Below are 22352 nucleotides of genomic sequence, written 5' to 3'. Positions count from 1 at the left end.
TGTTCTGTCTTATTTCCGTCCGGAATTCCCGTCTCCCGCGATCGCACGCAGGTTCTCCGCAGCCTCCCGCAGGCCCGCCTCCGCCGCACGGCGCAAGTGCCGTTCCGCCTCGTCGTAGCGTTCGAGCAACGCGGCGGCCACGCCCCGGGCGTTCTCCGCTTCCGCGCCGTCCCCCGCTTTCTCCAGATACGGCAGAGCCGCCTCCGGCTTTTTCCCGGCCAGCAGGACATTCGCCAGATTCAGGTTCACCACCGGATCGTCCGGATAGAGCCTCGCGGCCGTCTCGAACACTTCGGCGAATTCGGCGCCGCCCGCCGGACAAGTCTGCGCGACGGCGAACATCTCGTGCAGGCTCAGCTTCTCCGGCCGGGTGCGCAGGAGTTCCCGCGCTTCGTCCGCATCGAATCCCCGGATGCGGTAGTCTATTCTGTAATCCGTGCGGCGCAGCCCCGGATAACACTCCTTCAGCAGGATGCGGTACGACTCGGGATGACGCATACGCAGTGTGCGTTCCTTGCGGTCCGGCTCCATGCCGCCGTCTATAAGCTCGAGAAGGGACTTCTTGTCGGGCAGCGAACTTTCGGCCACATACCTGCGCAGGTTACCCCAGTCCTCCGGCACGAAGGAGGTGACGAACAGCGAGTCGGCGAATCCGTACCTCGCCTTGAGATACTCCTTCAGGGCGCGGGTGCGTCCTTTCGCTAGACCGGTGTTGTGCTCGTAGGTGTCCTCCGGCGAGGCATAGCCTTCGATGAAGATCCGGGTGATGCCGAAATCCCGGTCGTTGTACACCGTATCGACGGTGGCGTGTATCCGGGCCAGCTCCTCCGGATTGCGGCGGTATGTCGGGTCGATCTCGGTCCGGTCCACCACGAAGTCCAGATAGGCCCTGCCCCGAAGCTCCCGGCTTTTCGGCATCTCCACCCGCGGCGTGACATAGGCCAGGCAGGGTGAGAACTCAACGTCCGCCTCGCACAGGGAAACCCAACGCCCGGGATCGGTCCTGCCGCATCCGCAGAGGTCTTCCGTCACTCCCAGCCGAAGACGATCCATCCATTCCGCACGGGGCAGCGCCACGCGGTAATCCACCGTCTGCGCCGCCTTCCGGTCCTTCCGCACGACCCGATAGGGCTGTCGGGCGTAAGTCCGCGATCCGTTCCGCTCGTAGTAGAGGGCACGCCGGCGCCCCATCACCTCCACGGCGGGCAGAGCGATCGTCCGCTCGCCGTCGCAAAGCGACGGAATCAGTACGACGGAACGGTCGGACCGCACCTCCATTCCAGCAAGGTCGATCCGCATCTCCACCACGACGCTGTCGCGCAGCCTGAACACGCGGGAATCCCCGACGGCGGCTCCGCTCCGCAGCGTATGCCGGGCCGCAAGCGGCGACGAGACCAGAAGAGCGCCCAGCAGGCAGCCGTATGTCAGCATAGTACGTTTCATCTCTCAGCTATTTAGAATACATAGATCAGGTTGACGGCCGCTTTCGTCGGGCCGAAGTAATCGTGCGGTCTGTCGTTCTCCAGCCGTCGGCTGCAACGGGGACAGTTGTACTTGTCCGCCCGCGTATATACGTAGCCGATTCCGAGCGAACCTTCCAGACTCCAATGCCGCGAAAGCATCCAATGATATCCGTAGGCGATTCCGACACCCGCCATCCAACCCTCGTAACGGTGGTCCTTCAACCGGCTGAAATCCGTACCGAACAGCTTGAAATCCAGATTCAGATTGCTGAAGTTGTACAGCCCGCCGATCAGATGCGCGCCGAAAAAGTGTCCGTTGAACCGCTCGCACAGCCAGTAACGCACCTCCGGCTGGATCGCCAACTGTTTCCATTTGCGGTTGTCCGAGAAAGTCCAGGGATTCCAGTTTCCCGAAATGTCGAGCGTCCACTTCGGAGCCAGCGAAAACTCCGCGCCGAGGTTCAGGGTCGTCGTGGCATCGTACAGCAGGTTGGTTTTGACTGCGACTTTCTGGGCACTCGCGGCCGTGCAGATTCCGGCGAACAACAACAGCAATAATAATCGTTTATTCATGGGCCTCGTTTTTAATATCTCTTGCAAAGAGATATTCACAATAAACAACATGCTGACAATCAGCGAAATCCCCCCCCCCCTCGCCGATCGACCGGTCGATCGGCGGGAAAAATCGGCACGCATTTTTTCACAAGAAAATATTGTTTTTCCGGAAAGAAACCATTACTTTTGGACAAGTAAATCTCTTTGCAAGAGAGTCGTTTTCACACTTCCGGGTCTTCGAATAATGAATTTATAACCACCCGGTTCGCCCGATCCACCGCAGCGGAATCCAGCGACGCGAGATAAATCCGGGTCGTCGTCTCCGAATCGTGGCCCATGCTCTCGCTGATGACCGCCAGAGGAACATTCTTGCTGCGGGCGATATTCGCCCACGTATGCCGGGCGACATACATGGTGAGCGGAACGGAAAATCCCATCTCCCGGCCGATTTTTTTCAAATACCGGTTAATCAACTGCCCGCGGTTCTTATACTGGCGCCGTTCGTCGCCGCCATCCTTCCGGATGATGGGCAGCAGATAGGCCGGATGGCGATCGGGGTATTTGGCGACGATCTCCTGCATGCATTCCTCCCAGCGGATCGAAAGCCGCTGGCCGGTCTTTTTCCGGCAGTAGGTAAGCGTTCCGGACGACAGGTCGTCCTTTTTCAGGTATGCCATGTCCACGAACGACATGCCACGGGTATAGAAACTCAACAGAAACATATCTCTGGCGTAGTCCAGCCGGGGAAACGATCGCAGGTCCGCATTTTTCAGCCGCCGAAGCGCATCCAGAGGCATGGCCCGCTTGACGGTTTTATCGACGCCGGTGTACACGTGCCTGAAAGGCTGCTTCTGGGAGACGATTCCTCGCTCCACGGCCCGGTTGTAAGCCGCCCGCAGGATACGCATGTAGAACGACGACGTATTCCTGCTCGCGCCCGTCCGCCTGAGATAGGCTTCGTAGGCGGTCATGGTGTCGGAGTCGATCTCCTCCAGCCGGATGTCCCGCCGGTTCCGGAACCGGGCGAAACTGCGCAGCGCGGCCGCATAGGTTTCGCTGGTGCGCATCCGCCCCTGCCGCTTGAAACGGTCGATCATCTCCTCCATGAAATCGAACAGGTAATCTCCCTTCGAAGCCCGCCAGGCGGCCAGGATGTCCTCATACGTATAGCTGCGGCGCTCCCGCTCGAAAGAGGCGATGATCCGGTTCAGCCGCCTCGCATCCGCACCGATCCGGCTCTGCAGGACCGTCAGGTAGTTTTTCCGTTCGTCATCCGACTGCGGACGGATGACGACGCTTTGCTGGCATTCGTCCCACTCCGAAAGGAAAAGCCGGTATCCGGTTCCGATCCGGCGGATACGGCGGCCGAGAACGAGGCGGAAGCATAACGTACCCTCTTCTTCCTTGAAGGCAGACGGGCGGAATGTGATTTTCACTGATGTCATAAACTATAATCGTGTTGGTTGCGTGCCGGTAAAAACAAGCCGCGGACGGGCTTTCCGTGTCGTTCCTTCCCGCGGAAACGGCCGATGCAGCGGACATTGCCGGAAAAAGCCGGAAATCCGCTGTCGGGCGCAGACCGGAATGCCCTTGTCCCCGCACGACGGAGGCATCGTACCCTGCCGGTTCCCGGTCGGCCGCTCCGCTCGGCCGACCGTCGTAGGTGTAGCCGTCGGCGAATTTTACCCCGGAACCCCTTACCGTCGGGACCCGTGATCTCCGACAGCGCCGCAGAACGCACATCGCAGGGAGTAGTAGATATTGCGCTCGCCGCTTTCCCTGAGCCGCCGGTAGTGTTCGGCAAGGGCCGCGTTGAGCCGGCGGACGGACGCGGCGGCCTTCACGTCGAAGAACGTATGGGGAAAGACTGGGTCCTCGACGAAGACGATCGGCGTGTCCGGACGGCGGTCTCGGAGAATGCGATAGAACGGAAGCAGCTTCGTCTCGATCTGTTCGACCGTCACGTTGGGAACGAAATCGAGAACGAAGACTCCCGCATCCACTTCGGCCATCAGGTGCGCGATCTCGTAGTCCAACTGCCCGTTGCCGCTGAAACCCAGATTGATCGCCTCGCGGTTCAGACGCCGGGAGAGGATATTCGTATGAGCCATCCCCGGACGGGATGAACAGCCGCCCTGCAAAATGCTCGTTCCGTAAAAAACAATGGGATGCCTGCGAACGGGGTACGAAAGACAATGTGCAAAAAGCGCGCCCGTATTTCCGGAGATCGAACCGGGTCAGGACAGCCGCACGGCGGAGGTTTCCCGCCCGGCCACCGGACCGGACAGAGGCATCCGGCGAGCGGAATCCGCCCGAAAAGCGGCCCGCACCGGGAAAAATCCGGAAAATTCGCTACCTTTGTCAAAAGTCACTTTCAACCGGAAACAACCATGAAAAAGTACCTGCTTCTGCTCCTTGCAGCGTGTCTCTCGCTCCCGGCTCCGGCCGCAGAGGAGGCCCGCCCCCTGAAACTCATCTCCTACAATATGCGCAACAGCGGCGGAGGGGACGGCCCGAACGACTGGGAACACCGCCGCCACGCCACGCGGCAGATGATCCGCCAGGAAGCGCCGGACGTGTTCGGCGTGCAGGAGGCGCTCGCCGACCAGTTGCAATACCTCGACGAGGAGTGCCCGCAGTACGCCCGCGTGGGCGTGGGGCGCGACGACGGCGACAAGGCCGGCGAGACCATGGCGATCTACTACCTCCGCGACCGTTTCGACCTGCTCGACAGCGGCACGCTGTGGCTCAGCGAGACGCCCGACCGCCCCTCGCGCGGATGGGACGGAGCCTGCAACCGCACGATGACCTGGGCGGAACTGCGCGACAGGACGTCGGGCAAGACCTTCTTCTACTTCAACACCCACCTCGACCACAAGGGCAAAACGGCGCGCGCGGAAGGGGTGAAACTCGTCGTCGCGCAGATCGCCGCCATCGCGGGCAAGGCTCCGGCCATCCTCGGCGGAGACTTCAACACCCCGACCGACAGTCCGATCTTCCGGCCGCTCACGAAAACCATGAAGTCTGCGCGCGACAAGGCGCCCGAAACGGACCGCGAAGGGACCTTCAACGGGTTCGGTTCGGCGCCCGACACCATCGTGATCGACCACCTCTACTTCCGGGGAAAGCTCAAATGCCTGCGCTTCGCCACCCTCACGGGCGACTACGGCGCGCCCTACATTTCGGACCACTACCCGATCTCGATGACATTCAGTCTGTGACGCACGCCGGGATCGCGGCATCACGCCCCGTCGCGGTCCCGGCGCAGCACGACGAGCAGCACGGCCGCCACGATGAGCAGAATACCCGCGGCCCCTTTCGCCGTGAAAGGCTCCGCGAAGACCGCGACGCCGATCACCACGGCCGTCAACGGCTCCATCGCGCCGAACACGGAGGTCAGCGTCGGACCGATCCTGCGAATCGCCTGCACGAGCGCCATGTTCGAGACGGCCGTGGCCGGGAGCGCCAGCCCGAGAATGCAGAGCCATGCACGGAGGTCCGTCTCGATCCGGACGCCGCCCGTCAGCGACCCGCCGACGAGGAAAAACAGCGCTCCGAAAGCCATCACATAGCATGTGAGCGCCGTGGAGTCGATCCGTGCGGCGCGGCTCCGGCGCACGCCGACGATATAACCGGCATAGGAGAAGACCGACACCGCGGCGGCGATCATGCCCGCGAGGGTGTCGCCCTGCGTGAAATCCACATTGCCCGAGGAGAGGAGCACCGCCCCCGCGATCGACAGGCCGATCGCGGCGAAAGTACGCACCGACCCCCGCTCGCGGAAAAAGCAGATCATCGCCAGCGCCACGGCCAGCGGATACATGAAATGGATGGTCGAAGCCACGCCGCTGGCGATATTGCGGTAGGCTATGACGAGCGAAAACGACGTGGCGGCGCGGAAAAGGCTCAACAGGAAGACCGTCCGCAGTTCCTTCCGCCCGAGGCGGAAATCGCATCCGGCCGCGACACCGCAGACTCCCAGACACAGTGACGCCACGCCCCAGCGGTAGGTCAGCACCTCGAACGAGGAGTACCCCGCTCCCAGCAGCAAGAGGGTGAACAGCGGCGCCAGCCCGAAAGTCGAGGAGGAGAGAGCCGCCCAGAAAATGCCTTTCGCACGTTCCATCGGCTTGCGGTTTTGCGTGCAAAGGTAGCGAATAAATTCCGTATCGGCCACCTTCCGGGCGGAGAAAAACAGGCGCAGCCGCAGGTACGGAGACCGGCTTCGCCGGGAAAAACGACACGCACCGTAGCGTACGCCCCTAAAAAATCGCCGGACGAAGGGAGGTCATATATGCAATCCCCGGACGACCGGACACGCGCAGGTACGAAAAACGGATCCGCCGGAAAAAACAGGCGCAGACCCGGCGGTCAGAACCGCTTGGTGTAAACGTGGCAGTAAGGCTGCGTGCCCCGGCGCTCGTAGTAGTCCTGGTGGTACGCCTCGGCAGGCCAGAACGATCCGGCAGGAGTCACGCGCGTCACCACGCGATACCCCCTCGCACGCAGTTCGGCGATCAGCCGGACAGCCGTCTTGCGCTGCTCGGGCGAGGTATAGAAAATCTCGGAACGGTACTGGGGACCGACGTCAGGCCCCTGCCGTCCCGCCTGCGTCGGGTCGTGAATCTCGAAGAAAAGGCGCGCCAGTTCCTCGTAGGAGACCTGAGCGGGATCGAACGTCACACGCACCGCCTCGGCATGTCCCGTGCGGTGGCCGCACACCTCTTCGTAAGTCGGGTGTTCGGTACGGCCGCCCGTATAGCCCGCCTCCGCATCCAGCACCCCCGGCTGCGACGCGAGCATGTACTCCACGCCCCAGAAACACCCTCCGGCAAAGATCGCCGTTTCGGTTTTCACCGCGGCATCCGGCTCGCCAGCACGGACCGAATCCGCAGAGCGGTCCGAAACATCCCCCGTCCGGTCCGGTTCACCGGAGACCGCAGAGCCGTCGGACGGCACGGAACTGTCGGAGCGGTCTGAAAGAATCGCCGGTCCGCCGGCCGCAGCATTCCGTTCCGAAGCAATCCCCGTTCCGGCCGCCGCGCCGCACTCCCCCGCCGCAACCTCCGGCTCCGCCCCCGCAGCCGGGACGAACCCGAGCGAAAGCGAATTGACGCAGTGGCGCGTATTTTTGGGCGTGAACCTCTCGCCCGTGAAAACGTGGCCCAAATGGGCGTCGCAGCGGGCGCAGACGATCTCGGTCCGGAGGCCGTCCGCATCCGGTGTGCGGCGCACGGCTCCGGGAATCTCGTCATCGAAACTCGGCCAGCCGCATCCCGCATCGAACTTGTCCTCCGAACGGTAGAGCGGCGCCCCGCAGCGGCGGCAGACATAGGTCCCCGCCTCGCGGTGAAGGTAATAACGTCCCGTGTAGGGCGCTTCCGTACCCTTCTCTTCGATAACCCGCCTCTCACGGGGTGTCAATGGTTCCATCTGCTGCGCATTTACGGTTCCGCCGAACGCAAGGCCCAGCAGGAGCCAAAACCAACGATCGTATCCCGCAACGCTCCGGCTTACGCATTTCGGACCGGCCGATCCGGCCGTCCGCAGACCGCCGATCGGGAGCTTTCGGGAATCCCCTCCGGAGAGAGGCTCCCGGCCGCACTTCCCGCCGGAACCGGAGCGCGCCGGATCCGAGAAAAAACAAAATCCCATACCCGGACCCGGGCAAAAATCATGCCGCGCCGCCGAACTCCTCGCCGCGCAGAAAGACGCGTTCGATGAGCGGCGTGCGGTAGGCATAGGTAAAGAACTCCACGGAGGGCATCGGCCGCGTGAGGAAGAAGCTGGCGACCTTGCCCACCGACACCGAACCGAAGTCGCGGCTCACCCCCATGGCATAGGCGCCGTTGAGCGTCGCGGCGCAGAGCGCCTCCGCAGGGGTCATCCGCATCCGGATCGAAGCCAGCGAAGCCACCATGCGCATGTCGCCCGAAGGCGACGACCCGGGGTTGTAGTCCGAAGCGAGCGCCACGCCCAGCCCCGCGCGGATCATCTCGCGCGCCGGGGGATAGTCCATGCCCAGGAAGAACGCGGCCCCGGGCAGCAACGTGGGCATGGTCTCCGCCCCGCGCAACGCTCCGATCTCCTCGGCGCCGATGCGTTCGAGGTGGTCCACCGACAGCGCACCGCAACGCACGCCCGCCTGCACGCCGCCCGAGACGGCCAGCTCGTTGGCATGGATCTTCGCCCGCAGTCCGTAGCGGGCGCCCTCCGCGATGATCCGCTCGGTTTCCGCCACCGTGAAGAAGCCCTCGTCGCAGAAGACGTCCACGAAGTCGGCCAGCCCCTCGCGCGCCACGGCCGGCAGCATCTCGCGGCACACCAGATCGACGTACTCGCCCTGCCGCCCGCGGTAGGCGCGCGCCACGGCGTGCGCCCCGAGGAAGGTGGCGCGCACCTCCAGCGGCGTCTCCTGCCGGATGCGGCGCACGACGCGCAGCATCTTCAGCTCGTCCTCGGTCGAGAGTCCGTAGCCGCTCTTGATCTCCACGGCGCCCGTTCCCATCGCCGCGATCTCCCTCACGCGCTCCATCGCCTGCCGGAACAACTCCTCCTCGGAGGTTTCGTGCAGCCGGTCGGCCGAGTTGAGAATCCCCCCGCCCCGGCGGGCGATCTCCTCGTACGAGAGGCCGTTGATCTTGTCCAGAAACTCCTGCTCGCGGCTTCCGGCATAGACCAGGTGCGTATGCGAATCGCAGAACGAGGGAAAGAGCATGCCGCCCCCGGCGTCCACGACACGGTCGGCGGCGATCCCCTCCTCCCCGCCGCTGCGGCCGAAGGCGGCGATGCGGCCTCCGTCGGCGAGCAGCCACGCGTCGTCGAGCGTCTCCATGCGGTCCATCTCCGCACCGCACAGCCGCAGCCGCCCTTCGCGCTCGATGCCGACGATGCGACCGATATTCCTCACTAACAGTCTCATCGTGCGCGCAGAAATTCCACCGAAGCTCCGATGTGGGGGTACATGACGCAATCGTTATCGACGAACGGCACGCGGCGGCGGTAGTCGGCCACCATCCGCTCCAGCTCGGGAGACGTGCGCGCCGGACGCCGGAATTCGAGGGCCTGCGCGGCGTTCATCAGTTCGATGGCCAGCACGCGCTCGGTGTTCAGCACCACGCGGTAGAGTTTCGTGGCGGCGTTCGAGCCCATGCTCACGTGGTCCTCCTGTCCCTGCGACGAGGGTATCGAATCGACCGACGCAGGCATGCACAACCCCTTCGATTGGCTGACGATCGACGCGGCGGTGTACTGCGGGATCATGAAGCCGCTGTTCAGCCCGGGATTGGCCACGAGGAACTTCGGCAGTCCCCGCGCACCCGAAATGAGCTTGTAGATGCGCCGCTCGGAGATATTGCCCAGCTCGGCCAGCGCGATGGCCAGGAAATCCATCGCCAGGGCGATCGGCTGCCCGTGGAAATTGCCCGCCGAGACGACCATATCCTCCTCGGGGAAGATCGTCGGATTGTCCGTCGGCGAGTTGATCTCCGTCTCCAGCACGCTCTCCACATAGTCGATCGTGTCTTTCGTCGCCCCGTGCACCTGCGGGATGCAGCGGAACGAATAGGGGTCCTGCACGTGCTGTTTCGGACGCGCGATCAGTTCGCTGCCCTCCAGCAGGCGGCGGAAGGCGCGTGCCGTGGCGAGCTGCCCCCGATGGGCGCGGATGCGGTGCACCTCGTCGCAGAACGGCTCGATGCGGCCGTCGAAGGCGTCGAGCGACAACGCCCCGATACGGTCGGCCCAGCCGCTCAGACGGCGCGCGGCCAGAAGCGCCCAGACGCCGTAGGCCGCCATGAACTGCGTGCCGTTGAGCAGCGCCAGCCCCTCCTTCGACTGTAACTCGAGGGGGTTCCACCCCAGCTCGCCGAGTACCTCCGAGGCCGGGCGCACCCGCCCCTCGCACTCCACTTCGCCCAGTCCCAGCAGCGGCAGGCTCATGTGGGCCAGCGGCGCCAGGTCGCCCGAAGCGCCGAGCGACCCCTGCTGGTAAACGACGGGGAGAATCCCCCGGTTGTAGAACTCCGCGAGCCGCTCCACGGTGGCCAACTGCACGCCCGAATGGCCGTACGAAAGCGACTGGATCTTCAGCAGCAGGATCAGCCGCACGATCTCCGACGGTACGCGCTCGCCCGTACCGCAGGCGTGCGACATGACGAGGTTCCTCTGCAACTGCGCCAGCTCGTCGCGTCCCACCGAAATGTCGCACAACGACCCGAAGCCCGTGGTGATGCCGTAGATCGGCCGCTCGGGATGCTCCATCTTGCGGTCGAGGTATTCGCGGCAACGCACGATACGCGCCCGGGCGTCGTCGCTCAGGGCCACCGGCAGCCGCCGTTCGAGAATTTCGCCGAGGCGGGCGACGGTCAGCCGCTCCGCCGAAATATGATGATGTTCCATGACAGATAATCTTTATGATTCGGTTTCGTTCAGTGCATTGCGTATCACATTGTCGTCCGCTGAATTGGGCAGTGTCACCTGCAAGCCCGGCGTGCGGGCCATCTCGCGGCGGATGGCCTCCACGGCTCCGTCGTTGCGCGCCCAACTGCGGCGCGCGATGCCGTTATTGACGTCCCAGAAGAGCATTTCGCGGATGCGGCGGCCGGACTCCTCCGAGCCGTCGATCACCATGCCGAAGCCGCCGTTCACGACCTCGCCCCAGCCCACTCCGCCGCCGTTGTGGATCGAAACCCACGTCGCGCCGCGGAAAGCGTCGCCGATGACGTTCTGCACGGCCATGTCGGCCGTGAAGCACGACCCGTCGTAGATGTTCGACGTCTCGCGGTAAGGCGAATCGGTTCCCGAGACGTCGTGGTGGTCGCGCCCCAGCACCACGGGGGCCGAAATGCGGCCGTCGGCGATGGCGCGGTTGAAAGCCTGCGCGATCCGCGTGCGGCCCTCGCAGTCGGCATAGAGGATCCGGGCCTGCGAACCGACGACCAGCCGGTTGCGTCCGGCCTCGCGGATCCAGTGGAGGTTGTCTTCGAGCTGTCCGCGGATGTCGTCCGGCGCCGTGCGCAGCATCTCCTCCAGCACTTCGGCCGCGAGACGGTCCGTCGTGTCGAGGTCCTCCGCGCGGCCCGAAGTGCAGACCCAGCGGAAGGGTCCGAAGCCGTAGTCGAAGAACATGGGCCCCATGATGTCCTGCACGTAGGAGGGATAGCGGAAACGCCCGCCCTCGCCCATGACGGCGGCTCCGGCACGCGACGCCTCCAGCAGGAAGGCGTTGCCGTAGTCGAAGAAGTACATGCCGCGCGCCGTCAGGCGGTTGATGGCATCGACCTGCCGCCGCAGCGACTCCTGCACGCACTCGCGGAAACGCGCCGGCTCCTCGGCCATCATCTTGTTCGACGCCTCGTAGCTCAGCCCCACGGGGTAATAACCGCCTGCCCAGGGGTTGTGCAGCGAGGTCTGGTCGGAACCGAGATCCACGTCGATCCCTTCGTCGGCCAGCCGCTCCCAAAGATCCACCACGTTGCCCACATAGGCCAGCGATACGACCTCTTTCGATTTGACAGCCTGACGGATACGCGGGATCAGTTCATCCAGCGATTCATGCAGTTCGTCCACCCATCCCTGCTCGAAGCGTTTCCGCGCGGCTTTGGGGTTGATCTCGGCGACGACCGACACCACGCCCGATATGTTGCCCGCCTTGGGCTGCGCGCCGGACATGCCGCCCAGCCCCGACGAGACGAACAGCATGCCGCGCGCCGAGGTGCGGTCCCCGGTGAAGCGCTTGCGCGCGGCGTTCATCACCGTGATCGTCGTACCGTGGACGATGCCCTGCGGCCCGATGTACATGTACGATCCGGCGGTCATCTGTCCGTACTGCGAGACGCCGAGGGCGTTCATCCGCTCCCAGTCGTCGGGTTTCGAGTAGTTGGGGATCACCATGCCGTTGGTCACCACGACGCGCGGCGCGTCGGGATGCGACGGGAAAAGCCCGAGCGGATGGCCCGAATACATCACCAGCGTCTGACGGTCGGTCATCTCCGAGAGGTACTTCATCGTCAGGCGGTACTGCGCCCAGTTCTGGAACACCGCGCCGTTGCCGCCGTAGGTAATCAGCTCGTGGGGATGCTGCGCCACGGCCTTGTCCAGGTTGTTCTGGATCATCAGCATGATGGCCGCGGCCTGCCGGCACTTCGCGGGGTATTCGTCGATCGGCCGCGCGTGCATCTCGTAGTCGGGACGCAGGCGGTACATGTAGATCCGGCCGTACTTGCGCAGCTCGGCGGCGAACTCCCGGGCCAGCACGGCGTGGTGCCTGGCGGGGAAGTAGCGCAGGGCGTTGCGCAGGGCCAGCTCCTTCTCGGCCGGCGTGAGAATGTCCTTGCGCTTGGGCGCATGGTTGATCTGTCTGTCGTAAGGCTTCGCGGCGGGCAGCCGGTCGGGAATGCCCGCGCGGATATCGGCTTGAAATTCGGCTAAAGTCATCGTTCCACTATTTTATCTTCTCTTCCACGATTCGCAGCACTTCGGCCTCGGCCTCCACGGCTTCGGCGGCCAGCGCCTCGGCTTCGGCCACGAGGGCGTCGGCCTTCGCACGGTCCTTCAGACCGGCGGCGTTGATTTTCACGTTGAGACAGGCCCCGAGCACCGCGCTGCGCGCCGCAAGTGCGCCCACGCCGGCATCCGAGACCGAATTGGGATTGCCCTCCGAGGCCATCGCACGGACGACGGGGAAGACCTTCGCGGCAGCTTTCATCGTCCGCAGCGGGACCTCCGTGGCATAGAGCGTCGCCTCCTGCAGGGCCGCACTGCGCGCCGCCCGCTCCTCGTCGGTCGATTTGGGCATCGAGAAGACGGCCATGATGCGGTTGAAAGCCGCCGTGTCCTCGTCCACCAGATGCAGCAGCTCCCGCAGCAACGCCTGTCCCCGGTCGGCCCAGTCGGAGAACTCTTCCCAGCGGTCGTCCCACCCCGCCTTGTGCGACGAGAGGTTGGCGACCATCGTGCCGAGCGCAGTGCCCAGCGCTCCCATATAGGCCGCGATCGAGCCGCCGCCGGGAGCCGGGGATTCGCTCGCCGTTTCATCGGCGAATTCCTTGCAGGTCATGTCGATAAGACGCTTCTGCTTATCTTCCGCTTCAAGCAGGTATTCGATCACCTTCTCTTCGGGGCGGAAGGGCTTCAGATCGTCCAGTCCCATCGACTTGACGGCGATGCGGACGATCTCCTCCTCGGCGATACCCGTCGAACGGCGCTGTTTGCGCAGGAAGTGGCGTCCCGCCTCGACAAGCGCCCGCTTGGGCACGAGACCCACGATCTCCGTGCCGGTGACGCGCACCCCGCGGGCGTCGGCCTTGCGGCACACCTCGTCGAAGGCGACATGCAGGGGCGTCACGGCGATATCGGTCAGATTCATCGAGACCTGCGCGATGCCGTACTCCTCGATATACCACCCGATGGCCTTCGTGGCGCGGAGCGTGCCGGGCCGCATGACGGGGTTGCCGTCGGCATCCTTCACGATTTTACCCGTGACGGGATTTCCCTCGCGCACCGGCCGCCCCTTCTCGCGCACGTCGAAAGCGATGGCGTTGGCGCGCCGCGTGGAGGTGGTGTTGAGATTGAAATTAACGGCAATCAGGAAATCGCGGGCCCCGACCGTCGTGGCTCCCGTACGGGCCACCCCTTCGTCGAAGGGACGCGCCCCGAAATCGGGGGCCGTCTCCGCGTGCGCCAGCTTCTCGGGCAGCGCCTCGTACTCTCCGGTGCGGCAGACGGCCAGGTTCCGCCGCTCGGGCCGCAGAGCCGAAGCCTCGTAGCAATAGGTCGGAATCCGCAGTTCGCAGGCGATGCGTTCGGCCAGCCGGCGCGCCAGCGCGGCGCACTCCTCGAGCGTGATGCCCGAAACGGGAATGAGCGGCAGGACGTCGGTGGCCCCCATGCGGGGGTGCGCCCCTTTGTGGCAGCGCATGTCGATCAGTTCGGACGCCCGTTTCACCCCGGCGAAAGCCGCCTCGACGACCTCCTCGGGCGCGCCGACGAAGGTGACGACCGTGCGGTTCGTCGCTTCGCCCGGATCGACGTCCAGGACCTTCACGCCGCCCGCCCCCTCGATCGCTTCGACGATCCGGCGGATCACCTCCTTGTCGCGTCCCTCGCTGAAATTGGGGACGCACTCCACGATTCGCTTTTCCATATCGTATGCAGTTTTCGGATTCTCTGCTTCAAATATAACGAATTTCCGGAACAATTCCGATAAAATCGTAACGAAAAAAGCGTCCGGGGCAAAAAACAGAAAGTCCGGACCCGAAGGTCCGGACCGGGAAACGCAGCCGGAAGCTCCGGATCAGCGGCGCCGGAGAGGCCGCCTTCCGGAGCGGACGGAGACGCCTACCGTCCGAAGGTCAGCACCACGCCCGCCGTACACCAGAAGCCCGGCAGCGGGATACCTCCCAGATCGCAGTAGCGCGTGTCGGTGAGGTTCGTCGCATCGACATAGAGGCGGCAGAACCCCTTCTCCCATTGCAGACGTCCGTCGAGCAGGAAATAGGGTTCGTAACCGCGCGTCTCCGTCCGGGAGGAGTCACCTGCGACGGGATAGGCCGTATAGTCGCCGTTGCGGTCGAAGAGCGAACCCGTGAGCGCGAACGACATGCGCCGCAGGAAGCGGAATTCGACCCCGAGCGCCGCCTTGTGGCGCATGAAGTCCATGGCGCTCCTGGCCACGATGTCGGCGTTACGGTCGGTGGTGACGTATCCGTAGGAGACCCTCACGCGGCGCAGAAATCCTTCCTGCACCGTGTAGCTTCCCGAGAACTCGATCCCGAAGGTGTTCAGACGGCTCGTCTGCTCCGAATGCCACTTGCCGCGCCATGTCTCGGGATTTTCGGGCACATCGTCGTACCACACCCAGTCGATGATGTCGCGGCCGGCCCGGTAGTAGGCATCGGCCGAAGCGCTCCAGCAGCCCCGGGAATACCCCGCCCCGAGGCGGACGGTGACGGCCCGTTCGGGCCGCAGGCCGAGGTTATTGACCTGTGCCGGGGAGGTATAGTAGAGATCCGTGAAGGTCGGCAGGCGCATCGACTGCGCCGCACCGACCTCCACGCGCCACGCCTCGGAGGGACGCCAGCCGCCCGAGAGGCTCCAGAGAGCCGCCCTGCCGTAGGGCGTGAAACTCGCCCCGGCCGACGCCGCGGCGTCGAAACGCCGCCAGTGTTTCTCGTGCCGCAGCCAAAGGTTGCCCGTATGGCGCGCGTCGGCATGGGTGTAACGGCCGTGCGGCGTGTCGAGCTTCTCGCCGAGGTTCGTGCTGAAGATATGGTTGTAGGCGTAGTCACCGCCCAGCGACGTCGTGCCCGCCGCCCAATCGTAATCGCTCCAGACTCGCGCTCCGACATTGTCCGTATTGTGCCGGTTCATCGCCGTCCCGCGTGTCCAGTCGTAGCGGTCGAAATTCTTCCGGTAGCTCGCCGAGGCGCCGAACGAGAAGCGGCCCGCGCTCCTGAGCCACCGGAGCGACGCGAGCGCCGTCGCGGTGTGTTCCCACTGGTCGGGATTGTAGGCCGCATAGAATCCGTTGGACCCGAAATCCCGGTCCTGGTATCCGGCCTGGAAATCGAACAGTCCGGCACGGGGAGCCTCGCAGACGGCCCGCACGTAGGCATTGCAATTGGAAAAGTCCGTATTGTGCCGGTAACCGTCGCTGCGGCGGAAGGAAGCCGCGCCGAGCACCGAGAGGCGTCCCTCGGTGACGGCTCCCGAAAGGTTGGCATAGGCATAGCCGTACTGTCCGCCCGCACCCTCGAAGCGCAGGTAGGTCGGCCGCAGCGGCGCCGTGCGGACGTTCACCGCCCCGGCGAAGGCCCCGACGCCCGGCAGGCCGTCGAGCAGCTCCACCGACGAGATGCAGTCGAGATCGACCGGCAGCGCGTGAGACTGGTGTCCCGTGCGGGCATCCGTGAAATCAATACCGTTGAGAAGGACCATCGTCTGGTCGAAAGAGCCTCCGCGGACGGAGATGTCGGCCTGCGCTCCCTTGCCTCCGCGTTCGCGGATATCGACCGAAGGCGCGAGGCGCAGAGCGGCCTCCAGCGTCTGGACGGGCTCCGCGGCGAAAGCTTTCCGGTCGAAAAGCGGGGTGTGCGACCGGGCGTTCCGCACGGGAGCCGTCTGGGTTCCCGTGATGCCGACCTCACGGATCCGCAACGTCCTGAGGACGGCGGTCGTGTCGGCGTTGTGCGCGGATGCGCCCCGTGTCGCGAGCAGCAGGATCGACATTCCGGCGGCGAGGACTCCGATCTTCACGTAGCGGTGCAGGCTCGCAAAGACCGACCAGCCCTTGCGGCTCCAACGCTTGAAGCAGGGAATCCGCTTCTGCAGAATGTGTTCCATGTTGTCGTTTTGTTTGGGTTGATAAAATAAAAATCCGGCGGTCCGGACCGGGCCGGCTGCACGCCCCCGGTTCGAACCGCCGCAAAGGTAAGCAATTTTTCGGATCAGAACAGCGCCTCGACCTTCGACACCACGTCGTCGGCATCGGGATCGAGCGGAAAGACCAGGCTCGGCTTGAGATACCACAGCTCCTTGCCCTCCTTGAAGTGTTCCTCGCCGCCGCCCGTGATGTTGAGCATGATCGTGGCGTCCCGCTCGACCCTGCCGGCGGCCACGGCGTTGATGAGCGACGCCGTGGCGACGCCCGCCGCCGAATAGATATCGACCCCTTCGGTCTCCCTGAAGAGCTTGCGGGCCTTGCGGGCCATGGCGTTCGTCGCCACGAAAATATCGCCGCCCGTGGCTTTCAGCGCGTCGTACAGACCGCCGGCCAGCCCGTAAGGCGGATGGCGGTTCGACAGCACCTTGGCGTCGATGATCTCCGCATCGCGGCGCGCCTTGTCCTCGTCATAGGGCAGCATCGCGCGCGAATCGGCCTGCCAGGCGTCGTACATGGGAACGAACGGCGCGTTCTGCGACACCATCAGCTTCATGGTGTTCTGCCCGAAACGGCCGTCTGCGACGAGGCGCTGATTGGCCTCCCACGCCGCGATGGCGCCCGTACCGCTGCCCACGGCCTGAAAATAGTAGTCGGGGATGCGGCCGATCGCCGTCACGGCCGACAGCACCGTGCAGGCCATGCCGTCGCGCCGGGCGATGTTTTTCGCGCCGCCCTCGGCATAGAACCCGGGACCTTTGAGCGCGAGATCGCTCAGGTAAATGGCATCGAAATAGTCGCCGCCCGCGGCGCAGCAGATCAGCTTGACACAGGGGTTCAGCGGCTCCTCGAACCAGAGCGCGCCGATATTGTCGTAGGGAACCGACAGCAGCAGGCGGATGCCGTTGTCCGAGCAGACCTTGGCGAAGGCACGGGCCGTATTTCCGGCCGACGCCACCACCAGCACGCGCTGTTCGTCCGCCGCGGCGCGGCCGCAGACCGAATAGGCTTCGGTCTCCTTGAACGAGCAGGTGGTCATCGTGGCGCCGATGGCCGGATAGTAGCCGTTGAACGTGATCCAGAGGTTCTCCAGCCCGAGCCGCTCGGCCAAACCCCGGCTCTTGTAGGTCACGGGAGCCGAGGAGCCCTTGAGCATCCGCCGCACGGGCATCCAGTCGGCGAAGCGGTAGAGCCCCCACTCGGCGGGTTTCACGTCGATCTGCCGCTTGGCATAGCGCGCCCGCACGAGCGACGGCGTCTTGCACTGCGGATCGGACAGGACCCAGCCCGTGTCTTCGAACTCGCGTCCCGTGGCGACACATTCGAGGGTGTAGGAAGTAGGTGTGAAATTTTCCATGTATGGGTTATTATGGCTTGTTTGCATTGGCTTGTTTTCCGGCGCGCTCCCGGGCGGAGCTCACGACATGCGGCTCTTGAAATCCTCGTAGCCGAACTCCCGGACGGTCTCCACGCTGCCGTCGCGCCGCGCGATGAGGATCGCGGGGTGCTGCACGCCGTTGAACATCGTCGTCTTGACCATCGTATAATGGATCATGTCCTCGAAAACGATGCGGTCGCCGACCTGCGGCGCACGGTCGAAGGCCCAGTCGCCGCAGTAGTCCCCCGCCAGGCAGCTCGTGCCGCCCATGCGCCAGCGCGTCTCCCCCTCGGCGGGATCGTGCGCCCCGACGATGGCCGGCTTGTAGGGCATTTCGAGGCAGTCGGGCATGTGGCAGGCGAACGACACGTCGAGCATCGCCGTATGCACGCCGCCGTTCGTCACGATGTCCTCCACCGTGGAGACCAGATAGCCCGTGCGCCAGGTGAAGGCGCTGCCCGGTTCGAGAATCAGCCGCAGGTGCGGATGACGCGAACGGAATTCGCGGAGCAGGGCGATCAGCTCGTCGCAGTCGTATTCGGCATGGGTCATCAGGTGGCCGCCGCCCATGTTGAGCCACGCGACGCGGTCGAGCAGACGGCCGAAACGCCGTTCGACTGCCTCGAGCGCCAGCCGCAGGTGCGCGGGACGCGATTCGCACAGGACATGGAAATGCAGCCCTTCGATGCCTGCGGGCAGCTCGCGCAGCTCGCCGGCCGTGACGCCCAGCCGCGAACCGGGAACGCAGGGGTTGTAGAGATCCGTCCCGACGGGCGAATACTCCGGGTTGATCCTCAGTCCGCACGAAATGCCGCGGATGAGCGCCCGCTGTCCGAAACGCTCGAACTGCGCCACGGAATTGAACGTGATGTGGTCGCTGCAACACAGTATCTCGTCGATGTTGCGATCCGTATAGACGGGTGCGTAGGTATGGGCCGGACGGCCGAATTCTTCGAAAACCAGACGCGCTTCGGCGGCCGAAGAGGCCGTGGCGCCGTCGGAGTGCCGGGCCAACTCGGGAAAAATGCTCCACATGGCGCAGGCCTTCAGCGCGACGATCACCTCGGCGCCCGACTCGCGGCGCACGCGGTCGATCACGGCCAGGTTCGCGTCCAGCAGCCGCTCGTCGAGAACATAGCACGGCGAAGGCATTGTCAGAAAGTCGATCATCGAAAGGCGTTTCTCTAAAAAACAGACAAAATTAGCAAATTCCCGGGGAACAGTCCATGCCGTCCCCCGGGAATTTCCGATAAATAGGTATTTATACTTACCCGCCCGGCCGTGCCCGGCGTGCCGGAACGGATCACTGCGCCACGCAGACGCTCACGCGGTTTTCGGCCGCCGTGGCGAACGGCTGCTCCGAATCGCCCTTGTAATCGACCCGGATACGGTCCGCCGCGATTCCGGCCTGTTGCAGAGCCTCCGACACGCCCGCGGCGCGCAGCATCGACAGTTGCAGGTTGCGGGCCTTGCCGCCCGTGGCCGCATCCGCATAGCCCGTCACGGAGACCGTCGTCTCCGGATGCGCCCTAAGGTAATCGGCCAGCGCCTCCACCTTCGGCCGCTCCGACGCCCGAATCTCGGACGATCCGATCCGGAAGAAGATATCCTCGCGCAGCGGAACGGGTTTCTCCGCGACGGGAACCGGAGCCGGAGCGGGAGCTGGTTCGGGCCGGGGCTCCGGAGCGGGCTGCTCGGGGGCGGGCTCCGCCGGAGCGGCGGGAGCCACGGGTGCGGGCGGAACCGCGGCGGCCTTTTTCCGATAGGTCTTTCCGAAGCGGAAGGTCAGTCCCGCCAGCGCGTTGAACTGCCAATCCACATTTCCCGCTTTCTTCGAGTTGAACTTATCGGAGAGCATGTCGGCATTCACCTCCACGCCCAGCAGCACGCAGTCCGAAAGCCGGAAATTCAATCCCGCACCCAGGCGTCCCGCCACGAAAACCTTGCCGCCGGACCAGACGTTCTCCATCGCGTATCCCTTGTCGCAGATCGCGTTGGCCTCGTCGTTGTCGAACGCCCCGCTGACCCCGACACCCGCGAACAGGTAGGGATTGACCGTCCGGACGGGGTTGAAACGCCCGAACAGATTCGCCAGATCGAGCATGGCCTCGACATTCCCCTGCAAGTAATTGAACTTGTAGTGCATTTCGGGCGAAACCCAGGCCCCTTTGGCCTGCCATCCGCCGAGGCCGAAACGCAGCCCCCACACGGGCGAGAACCGATAGCCGGCCGAAAGGACCGCCGCGGGCGACAGCAGATCGCCGAATCCCGTCTCGCCGAGCGTGTAGGCAGCACCCGCCTGCACCTGCATAAACCAATGCCTGTTGAATTCGGTCTTTTCTTTGTCCTTCGCCCCGACGGCGAAGAGCGGCGTCGCACACATCATCAGCGCACCGACCGCACATAGGATACGTTTCATCGTCTTGTCGTTTAATTACCCCCGCCTGTCCGGGAGCGGTTACACGATTCAAAGATACGAAAAATGTATCATATATGATAATAATACGGGCGAATTATCGCTCTTTCGCCCGGAAAAGGTCCCCACAGCGGGAGGCCTGCCCGAAGAAACGGCTTCGGCCCCCCGCACGCAGGAGCCCCTGCCCTACCCGAAGAAGGCCCGGGAGGTCCGAAAACCGGAAATACGGTGCGGAGCACCCCGCCCTGCCGCTCAGCCGCCCCTCAAAACGCGCGGAGCGGGCGGCTGCTTCCGCAACCGTCCGCTCCGTACCGCGGCGAAGGCCGGAAAGCCCCGCCGTCAGACTTCGATATCCACGTCGAACAGTTCGTGCCACGGCAGTCCCTGCGGACCGAGTTCGGCCAGGAACGGATCGGGATCGAACTCCTCGACGTTGAACACGCCGGCTCCTCGCCACAGGCCCTTGGCCCACATCGAAGCGCCGAGCGCCGCCGGAACGCCCGTCGTGAAGCTCACGGCCTGCGTGCCGGTCTCGCGGAAAGCCTGCTCGTGGTCGCAGTTGTTGTAAATGTAATAGGTACGCTCCTTACCGTCCTTCACACCCCGGATGCGGCAGCCGATCGAGGTTTGGCCGTGGTAGTTGGCGCCCAGCGACTTGGGGTCCGGAAGCACGGCCTTGAGGAACTGGATCGGAACGATCTCCACGCCGTTGTAGATGATCGGGTCGATACGCGCCATGCCGATATTCTGGATCACGCGCAAGTGCGTGAGGTACTCCTGCCCGAAGGTCATCCAGAACCGGGCGCGCCGGATCGTCGGATAATTCTTCACGAGCGACTCCAGCTCCTCGTGGTAGATGACGTACGACTCGCGTTCGCCGATGCCGGGATAGTGCAGCGGCCGGTGGATTTCGTGCGGCTCGGTCACCACCCACTGCCCGTTCTCGTAGTAGCGGCCCTTCTGCGTCACCTCGCGGATATTGATTTCGGGGTTGAAGTTCGTGGCGAACGCCATGCCGTGATTGCCGGCGTTGCAGTCCACGATGTCGAGGTAATGGATCTCGTCGAAATGGTGCTTGGCGGCATAGGCCGTGAAGACGGCCGTCACGCCCGGATCGAAGCCGCAGCCGAGGATCGCCGTGAGACCCGCGGCCTTGAAGCGGTCCTGATAGGCCCATTGCCACGAATATTCGAAATGCGCCTCGTCGCGCGGCTCGTAGTTGGCCGTATCGAGGTAATTGCAGCCGCATTCGAGGCAGGCGTCCATGATCGTGAGGTCCTGATACGGCAGGGCCACATTGACCACGATGTCGGGTTTGAACGCCCGGAACAGCTCGCACAACTGGGCGACGTTGTCGGCATCGACCTCGGCGGTCTTCACCCGGTCACCGCCGATGGCGGCCGCCACGGCGTCGCATTTGGATTTGGTACGGCTGGCCAGCATGACGTCCGTGAAGACGGGATCGGCGGCGATTTTCTGCGTCACCACCGTACCGACGCCTCCGGCTCCGATAATTAGCGCTTTACACATAGGAATATTCGTTTTTACAGAGTTAAAAATTCATTTTAGCGAATACAAAAATATCGTTTTATTTTGGTAAAACAAAAATAATCCATACATTTGCACCACCAAAACGGAAAGCATTTTCCTTTGGCCGACGGAGAATCCGTAGCTCAGCAGGTAGAGCACAACACTTTTAATGTTGGGGTCCTGGGTTCGAGCCCCAGCGGGTTCACGAAACAAGGCTGACAGCCTAATCAAAAGCGATCGCAAGATCGCTTCTTTCGTATATATCCCTCTGCATATCGGCCTGCGGCGACATTTGCTTCCCGAACAGGCATTCCGCCATTCCCCCGCTATCCGTATCCTCCGACTACGGCACAACTGGTCACCGAGAGCCGGTCTGCGACAGCCGCCAGCGTAACCGAATCGGAACCGTCCAGCGACACACTGCGGCAACAGGCTTCGAACCGGATCGTATTTCAAGTATTTGAATTTGACCCATCCGCTTTATCAGATCGGTATCGGATTCTCCCACCCGTTCGGCCGTCGGTCATTCATTTCTCTTCGGCACTCAATAGAATGAAGAATCCAGCACAAATTCCGGATCTTCTGAACGGAATCCGTGCCTTGCATTTTGATATTTCGAAGATATCGGTT

At 63.8% G+C, this 22352-nt stretch carries 15 protein-coding genes, 1 tRNA gene and 1 pseudogene; 2 read left to right on the top strand and 15 right to left on the bottom strand.

The genetic code is table 11. From position 1 onward, the window contains the following. Positions 1–9: 9 nt before the first annotated feature. The 4 genes and pseudogenes from FME97_RS10860 to FME97_RS10845 all read right to left on the bottom strand — a co-directional run. Positions 10–1443, bottom strand: coding sequence for a DUF3868 domain-containing protein (locus FME97_RS10860; protein ID WP_141429649.1), 1434 nt, complete (start codon positions 1441–1443; stop codon positions 10–12). An 11-nt stretch (positions 1444–1454) separates the two neighbouring features. Continuing rightward, positions 1455–2036, bottom strand: a complete 582-nt coding sequence (locus tag FME97_RS10855; protein WP_141429648.1) for a DUF3575 domain-containing protein — start codon at positions 2034–2036, stop codon at positions 1455–1457. A gap of 203 nt (positions 2037–2239) precedes the next feature. Further along, positions 2240–3463, bottom strand: a complete 1224-nt coding sequence (locus FME97_RS10850) for a tyrosine-type recombinase/integrase (protein ID WP_141429647.1) — start codon at positions 3461–3463, stop codon at positions 2240–2242. Between the two features lie 252 nt (positions 3464–3715). Continuing rightward, positions 3716–4210, bottom strand: a pseudogene (locus FME97_RS10845) (SGNH/GDSL hydrolase family protein); the annotation flags it as partial. A 198-nt stretch (positions 4211–4408) separates the two neighbouring features. Here FME97_RS10845 and FME97_RS10840 point away from each other — a divergent pair. Beyond that, the gene (locus FME97_RS10840) at positions 4409–5239 is read left to right on the top strand and encodes an endonuclease/exonuclease/phosphatase family protein (RefSeq protein ID WP_141429645.1); all 831 of its coding nucleotides are present in this window, start codon (positions 4409–4411) and stop codon (positions 5237–5239) included. Positions 5240–5259: 20 nt separating this feature from the next. Here the strand turns inward: FME97_RS10840 and FME97_RS10835 are convergent, their stop codons facing one another. From FME97_RS10835 to FME97_RS10785, 11 genes are all read right to left on the bottom strand, one after another. Beyond that, on the bottom strand, positions 5260–6144 hold the full coding sequence (locus FME97_RS10835) for a DMT family transporter (RefSeq protein WP_141429644.1): 885 nt from the start codon (positions 6142–6144) through the stop codon (positions 5260–5262). Between the two features lie 245 nt (positions 6145–6389). After that, positions 6390–7451, bottom strand: coding sequence for a bifunctional methionine sulfoxide reductase B/A protein (locus FME97_RS10830; RefSeq protein WP_141429643.1), 1062 nt, complete (start codon positions 7449–7451; stop codon positions 6390–6392). A 241-nt stretch (positions 7452–7692) separates the two neighbouring features. Further along, entirely contained in the window at positions 7693–8940 is a 1248-nt protein-coding gene (hutI, locus tag FME97_RS10825) for an imidazolonepropionase (RefSeq protein WP_141429642.1), read from the bottom strand. Next, positions 8937–10418 carry a histidine ammonia-lyase gene (gene hutH / locus FME97_RS10820; protein WP_141429641.1) on the bottom strand — a complete coding sequence of 494 codons (1482 nt, stop codon included), beginning with the start codon at positions 10416–10418 and terminating at the stop codon, positions 8937–8939. The genes hutI and hutH overlap by 4 nt, the downstream gene beginning before the upstream one ends. Positions 10419–10430: 12 nt before the next feature. Next, positions 10431–12455, bottom strand: coding sequence for a urocanate hydratase (locus FME97_RS10815; RefSeq protein WP_141429640.1), 2025 nt, complete (start codon positions 12453–12455; stop codon positions 10431–10433). Positions 12456–12462: 7 nt separating this feature from the next. After that, on the bottom strand, positions 12463–14163 hold the full coding sequence (gene ftcD / locus FME97_RS10810; protein ID WP_141429639.1) for a glutamate formimidoyltransferase: 1701 nt from the start codon (positions 14161–14163) through the stop codon (positions 12463–12465). Positions 14164–14357: 194 nt separating this feature from the next. Next, the gene (locus FME97_RS10805; protein ID WP_141429638.1) at positions 14358–16361 is read right to left on the bottom strand and encodes a TonB-dependent receptor; all 2004 of its coding nucleotides are present in this window, start codon (positions 16359–16361) and stop codon (positions 14358–14360) included. Between the two features lie 104 nt (positions 16362–16465). Next, entirely contained in the window at positions 16466–17755 is a 1290-nt protein-coding gene (locus FME97_RS10800) for a cysteate synthase (protein WP_141429637.1), read from the bottom strand. A 60-nt stretch (positions 17756–17815) separates the two neighbouring features. Further along, a complete protein-coding gene (nspC, locus tag FME97_RS10795; protein ID WP_141429636.1) occupies positions 17816–18946 on the bottom strand; it encodes a carboxynorspermidine decarboxylase in 1131 nt (376 codons plus the stop codon). 133 nt (positions 18947–19079) lie between these two features. Next, on the bottom strand, positions 19080–20195 hold the full coding sequence (locus FME97_RS10790; RefSeq protein WP_232522877.1) for an OmpA family protein: 1116 nt from the start codon (positions 20193–20195) through the stop codon (positions 19080–19082). A 336-nt stretch (positions 20196–20531) separates the two neighbouring features. Continuing rightward, positions 20532–21722, bottom strand: coding sequence for a saccharopine dehydrogenase family protein (locus tag FME97_RS10785; RefSeq protein ID WP_141429635.1), 1191 nt, complete (start codon positions 21720–21722; stop codon positions 20532–20534). Between the two features lie 132 nt (positions 21723–21854). Here FME97_RS10785 and FME97_RS10780 point away from each other — a divergent pair. Continuing rightward, a tRNA-Lys gene (locus FME97_RS10780) sits at positions 21855–21927 on the top strand. The last annotated feature ends 425 nt before the right edge of the window (positions 21928–22352 follow it).

Origin of the sequence: Alistipes dispar (assembly GCF_006542685.1) — a bacterium.
Taxonomy (GTDB): domain Bacteria; phylum Bacteroidota; class Bacteroidia; order Bacteroidales; family Rikenellaceae; genus Alistipes; species Alistipes dispar.
The sequence above is the reverse complement of the archived record's forward strand: the minus strand, read 5'-3'. Positions and strand labels throughout refer to the sequence as shown.

What these genes read in the sequence shown, in the direction of transcription:
- FME97_RS10860 (WP_141429649.1), bottom strand. Translation starts at nt 1,443, where the DNA reads ATGAAACGTACTATGCTGACATACGGCTGCCTGCTGGGCGCTCTTCTG.
- FME97_RS10855 (WP_141429648.1), bottom strand. Translation starts at nt 2,036, where the DNA reads ATGAATAAACGATTATTATTGCTGTTGTTGTTCGCCGGAATCTGCACG.
- FME97_RS10850 (WP_141429647.1), bottom strand. Translation starts at nt 3,463, where the DNA reads ATGACATCAGTGAAAATCACATTCCGCCCGTCTGCCTTCAAGGAAGAA.
- FME97_RS10840 (WP_141429645.1), top strand. Translation starts at nt 4,409, where the DNA reads ATGAAAAAGTACCTGCTTCTGCTCCTTGCAGCGTGTCTCTCGCTCCCG.
- FME97_RS10835 (WP_141429644.1), bottom strand. Translation starts at nt 6,144, where the DNA reads ATGGAACGTGCGAAAGGCATTTTCTGGGCGGCTCTCTCCTCCTCGACT.
- FME97_RS10830 (WP_141429643.1), bottom strand. Translation starts at nt 7,451, where the DNA reads ATGGAACCATTGACACCCCGTGAGAGGCGGGTTATCGAAGAGAAGGGT.
- hutI (WP_141429642.1), bottom strand. Translation starts at nt 8,940, where the DNA reads ATGAGACTGTTAGTGAGGAATATCGGTCGCATCGTCGGCATCGAGCGC.
- hutH (WP_141429641.1), bottom strand. Translation starts at nt 10,418, where the DNA reads ATGGAACATCATCATATTTCGGCGGAGCGGCTGACCGTCGCCCGCCTC.
- FME97_RS10815 (WP_141429640.1), bottom strand. Translation starts at nt 12,455, where the DNA reads ATGACTTTAGCCGAATTTCAAGCCGATATCCGCGCGGGCATTCCCGAC.
- ftcD (WP_141429639.1), bottom strand. Translation starts at nt 14,163, where the DNA reads ATGGAAAAGCGAATCGTGGAGTGCGTCCCCAATTTCAGCGAGGGACGC.
- FME97_RS10805 (WP_141429638.1), bottom strand. Translation starts at nt 16,361, where the DNA reads ATGGAACACATTCTGCAGAAGCGGATTCCCTGCTTCAAGCGTTGGAGC.
- FME97_RS10800 (WP_141429637.1), bottom strand. Translation starts at nt 17,755, where the DNA reads ATGGAAAATTTCACACCTACTTCCTACACCCTCGAATGTGTCGCCACG.
- nspC (WP_141429636.1), bottom strand. Translation starts at nt 18,946, where the DNA reads ATGATCGACTTTCTGACAATGCCTTCGCCGTGCTATGTTCTCGACGAG.
- FME97_RS10790 (WP_232522877.1), bottom strand. Translation starts at nt 20,195, where the DNA reads ATGAAACGTATCCTATGTGCGGTCGGTGCGCTGATGATGTGTGCGACG.
- FME97_RS10785 (WP_141429635.1), bottom strand. Translation starts at nt 21,722, where the DNA reads ATGTGTAAAGCGCTAATTATCGGAGCCGGAGGCGTCGGTACGGTGGTG.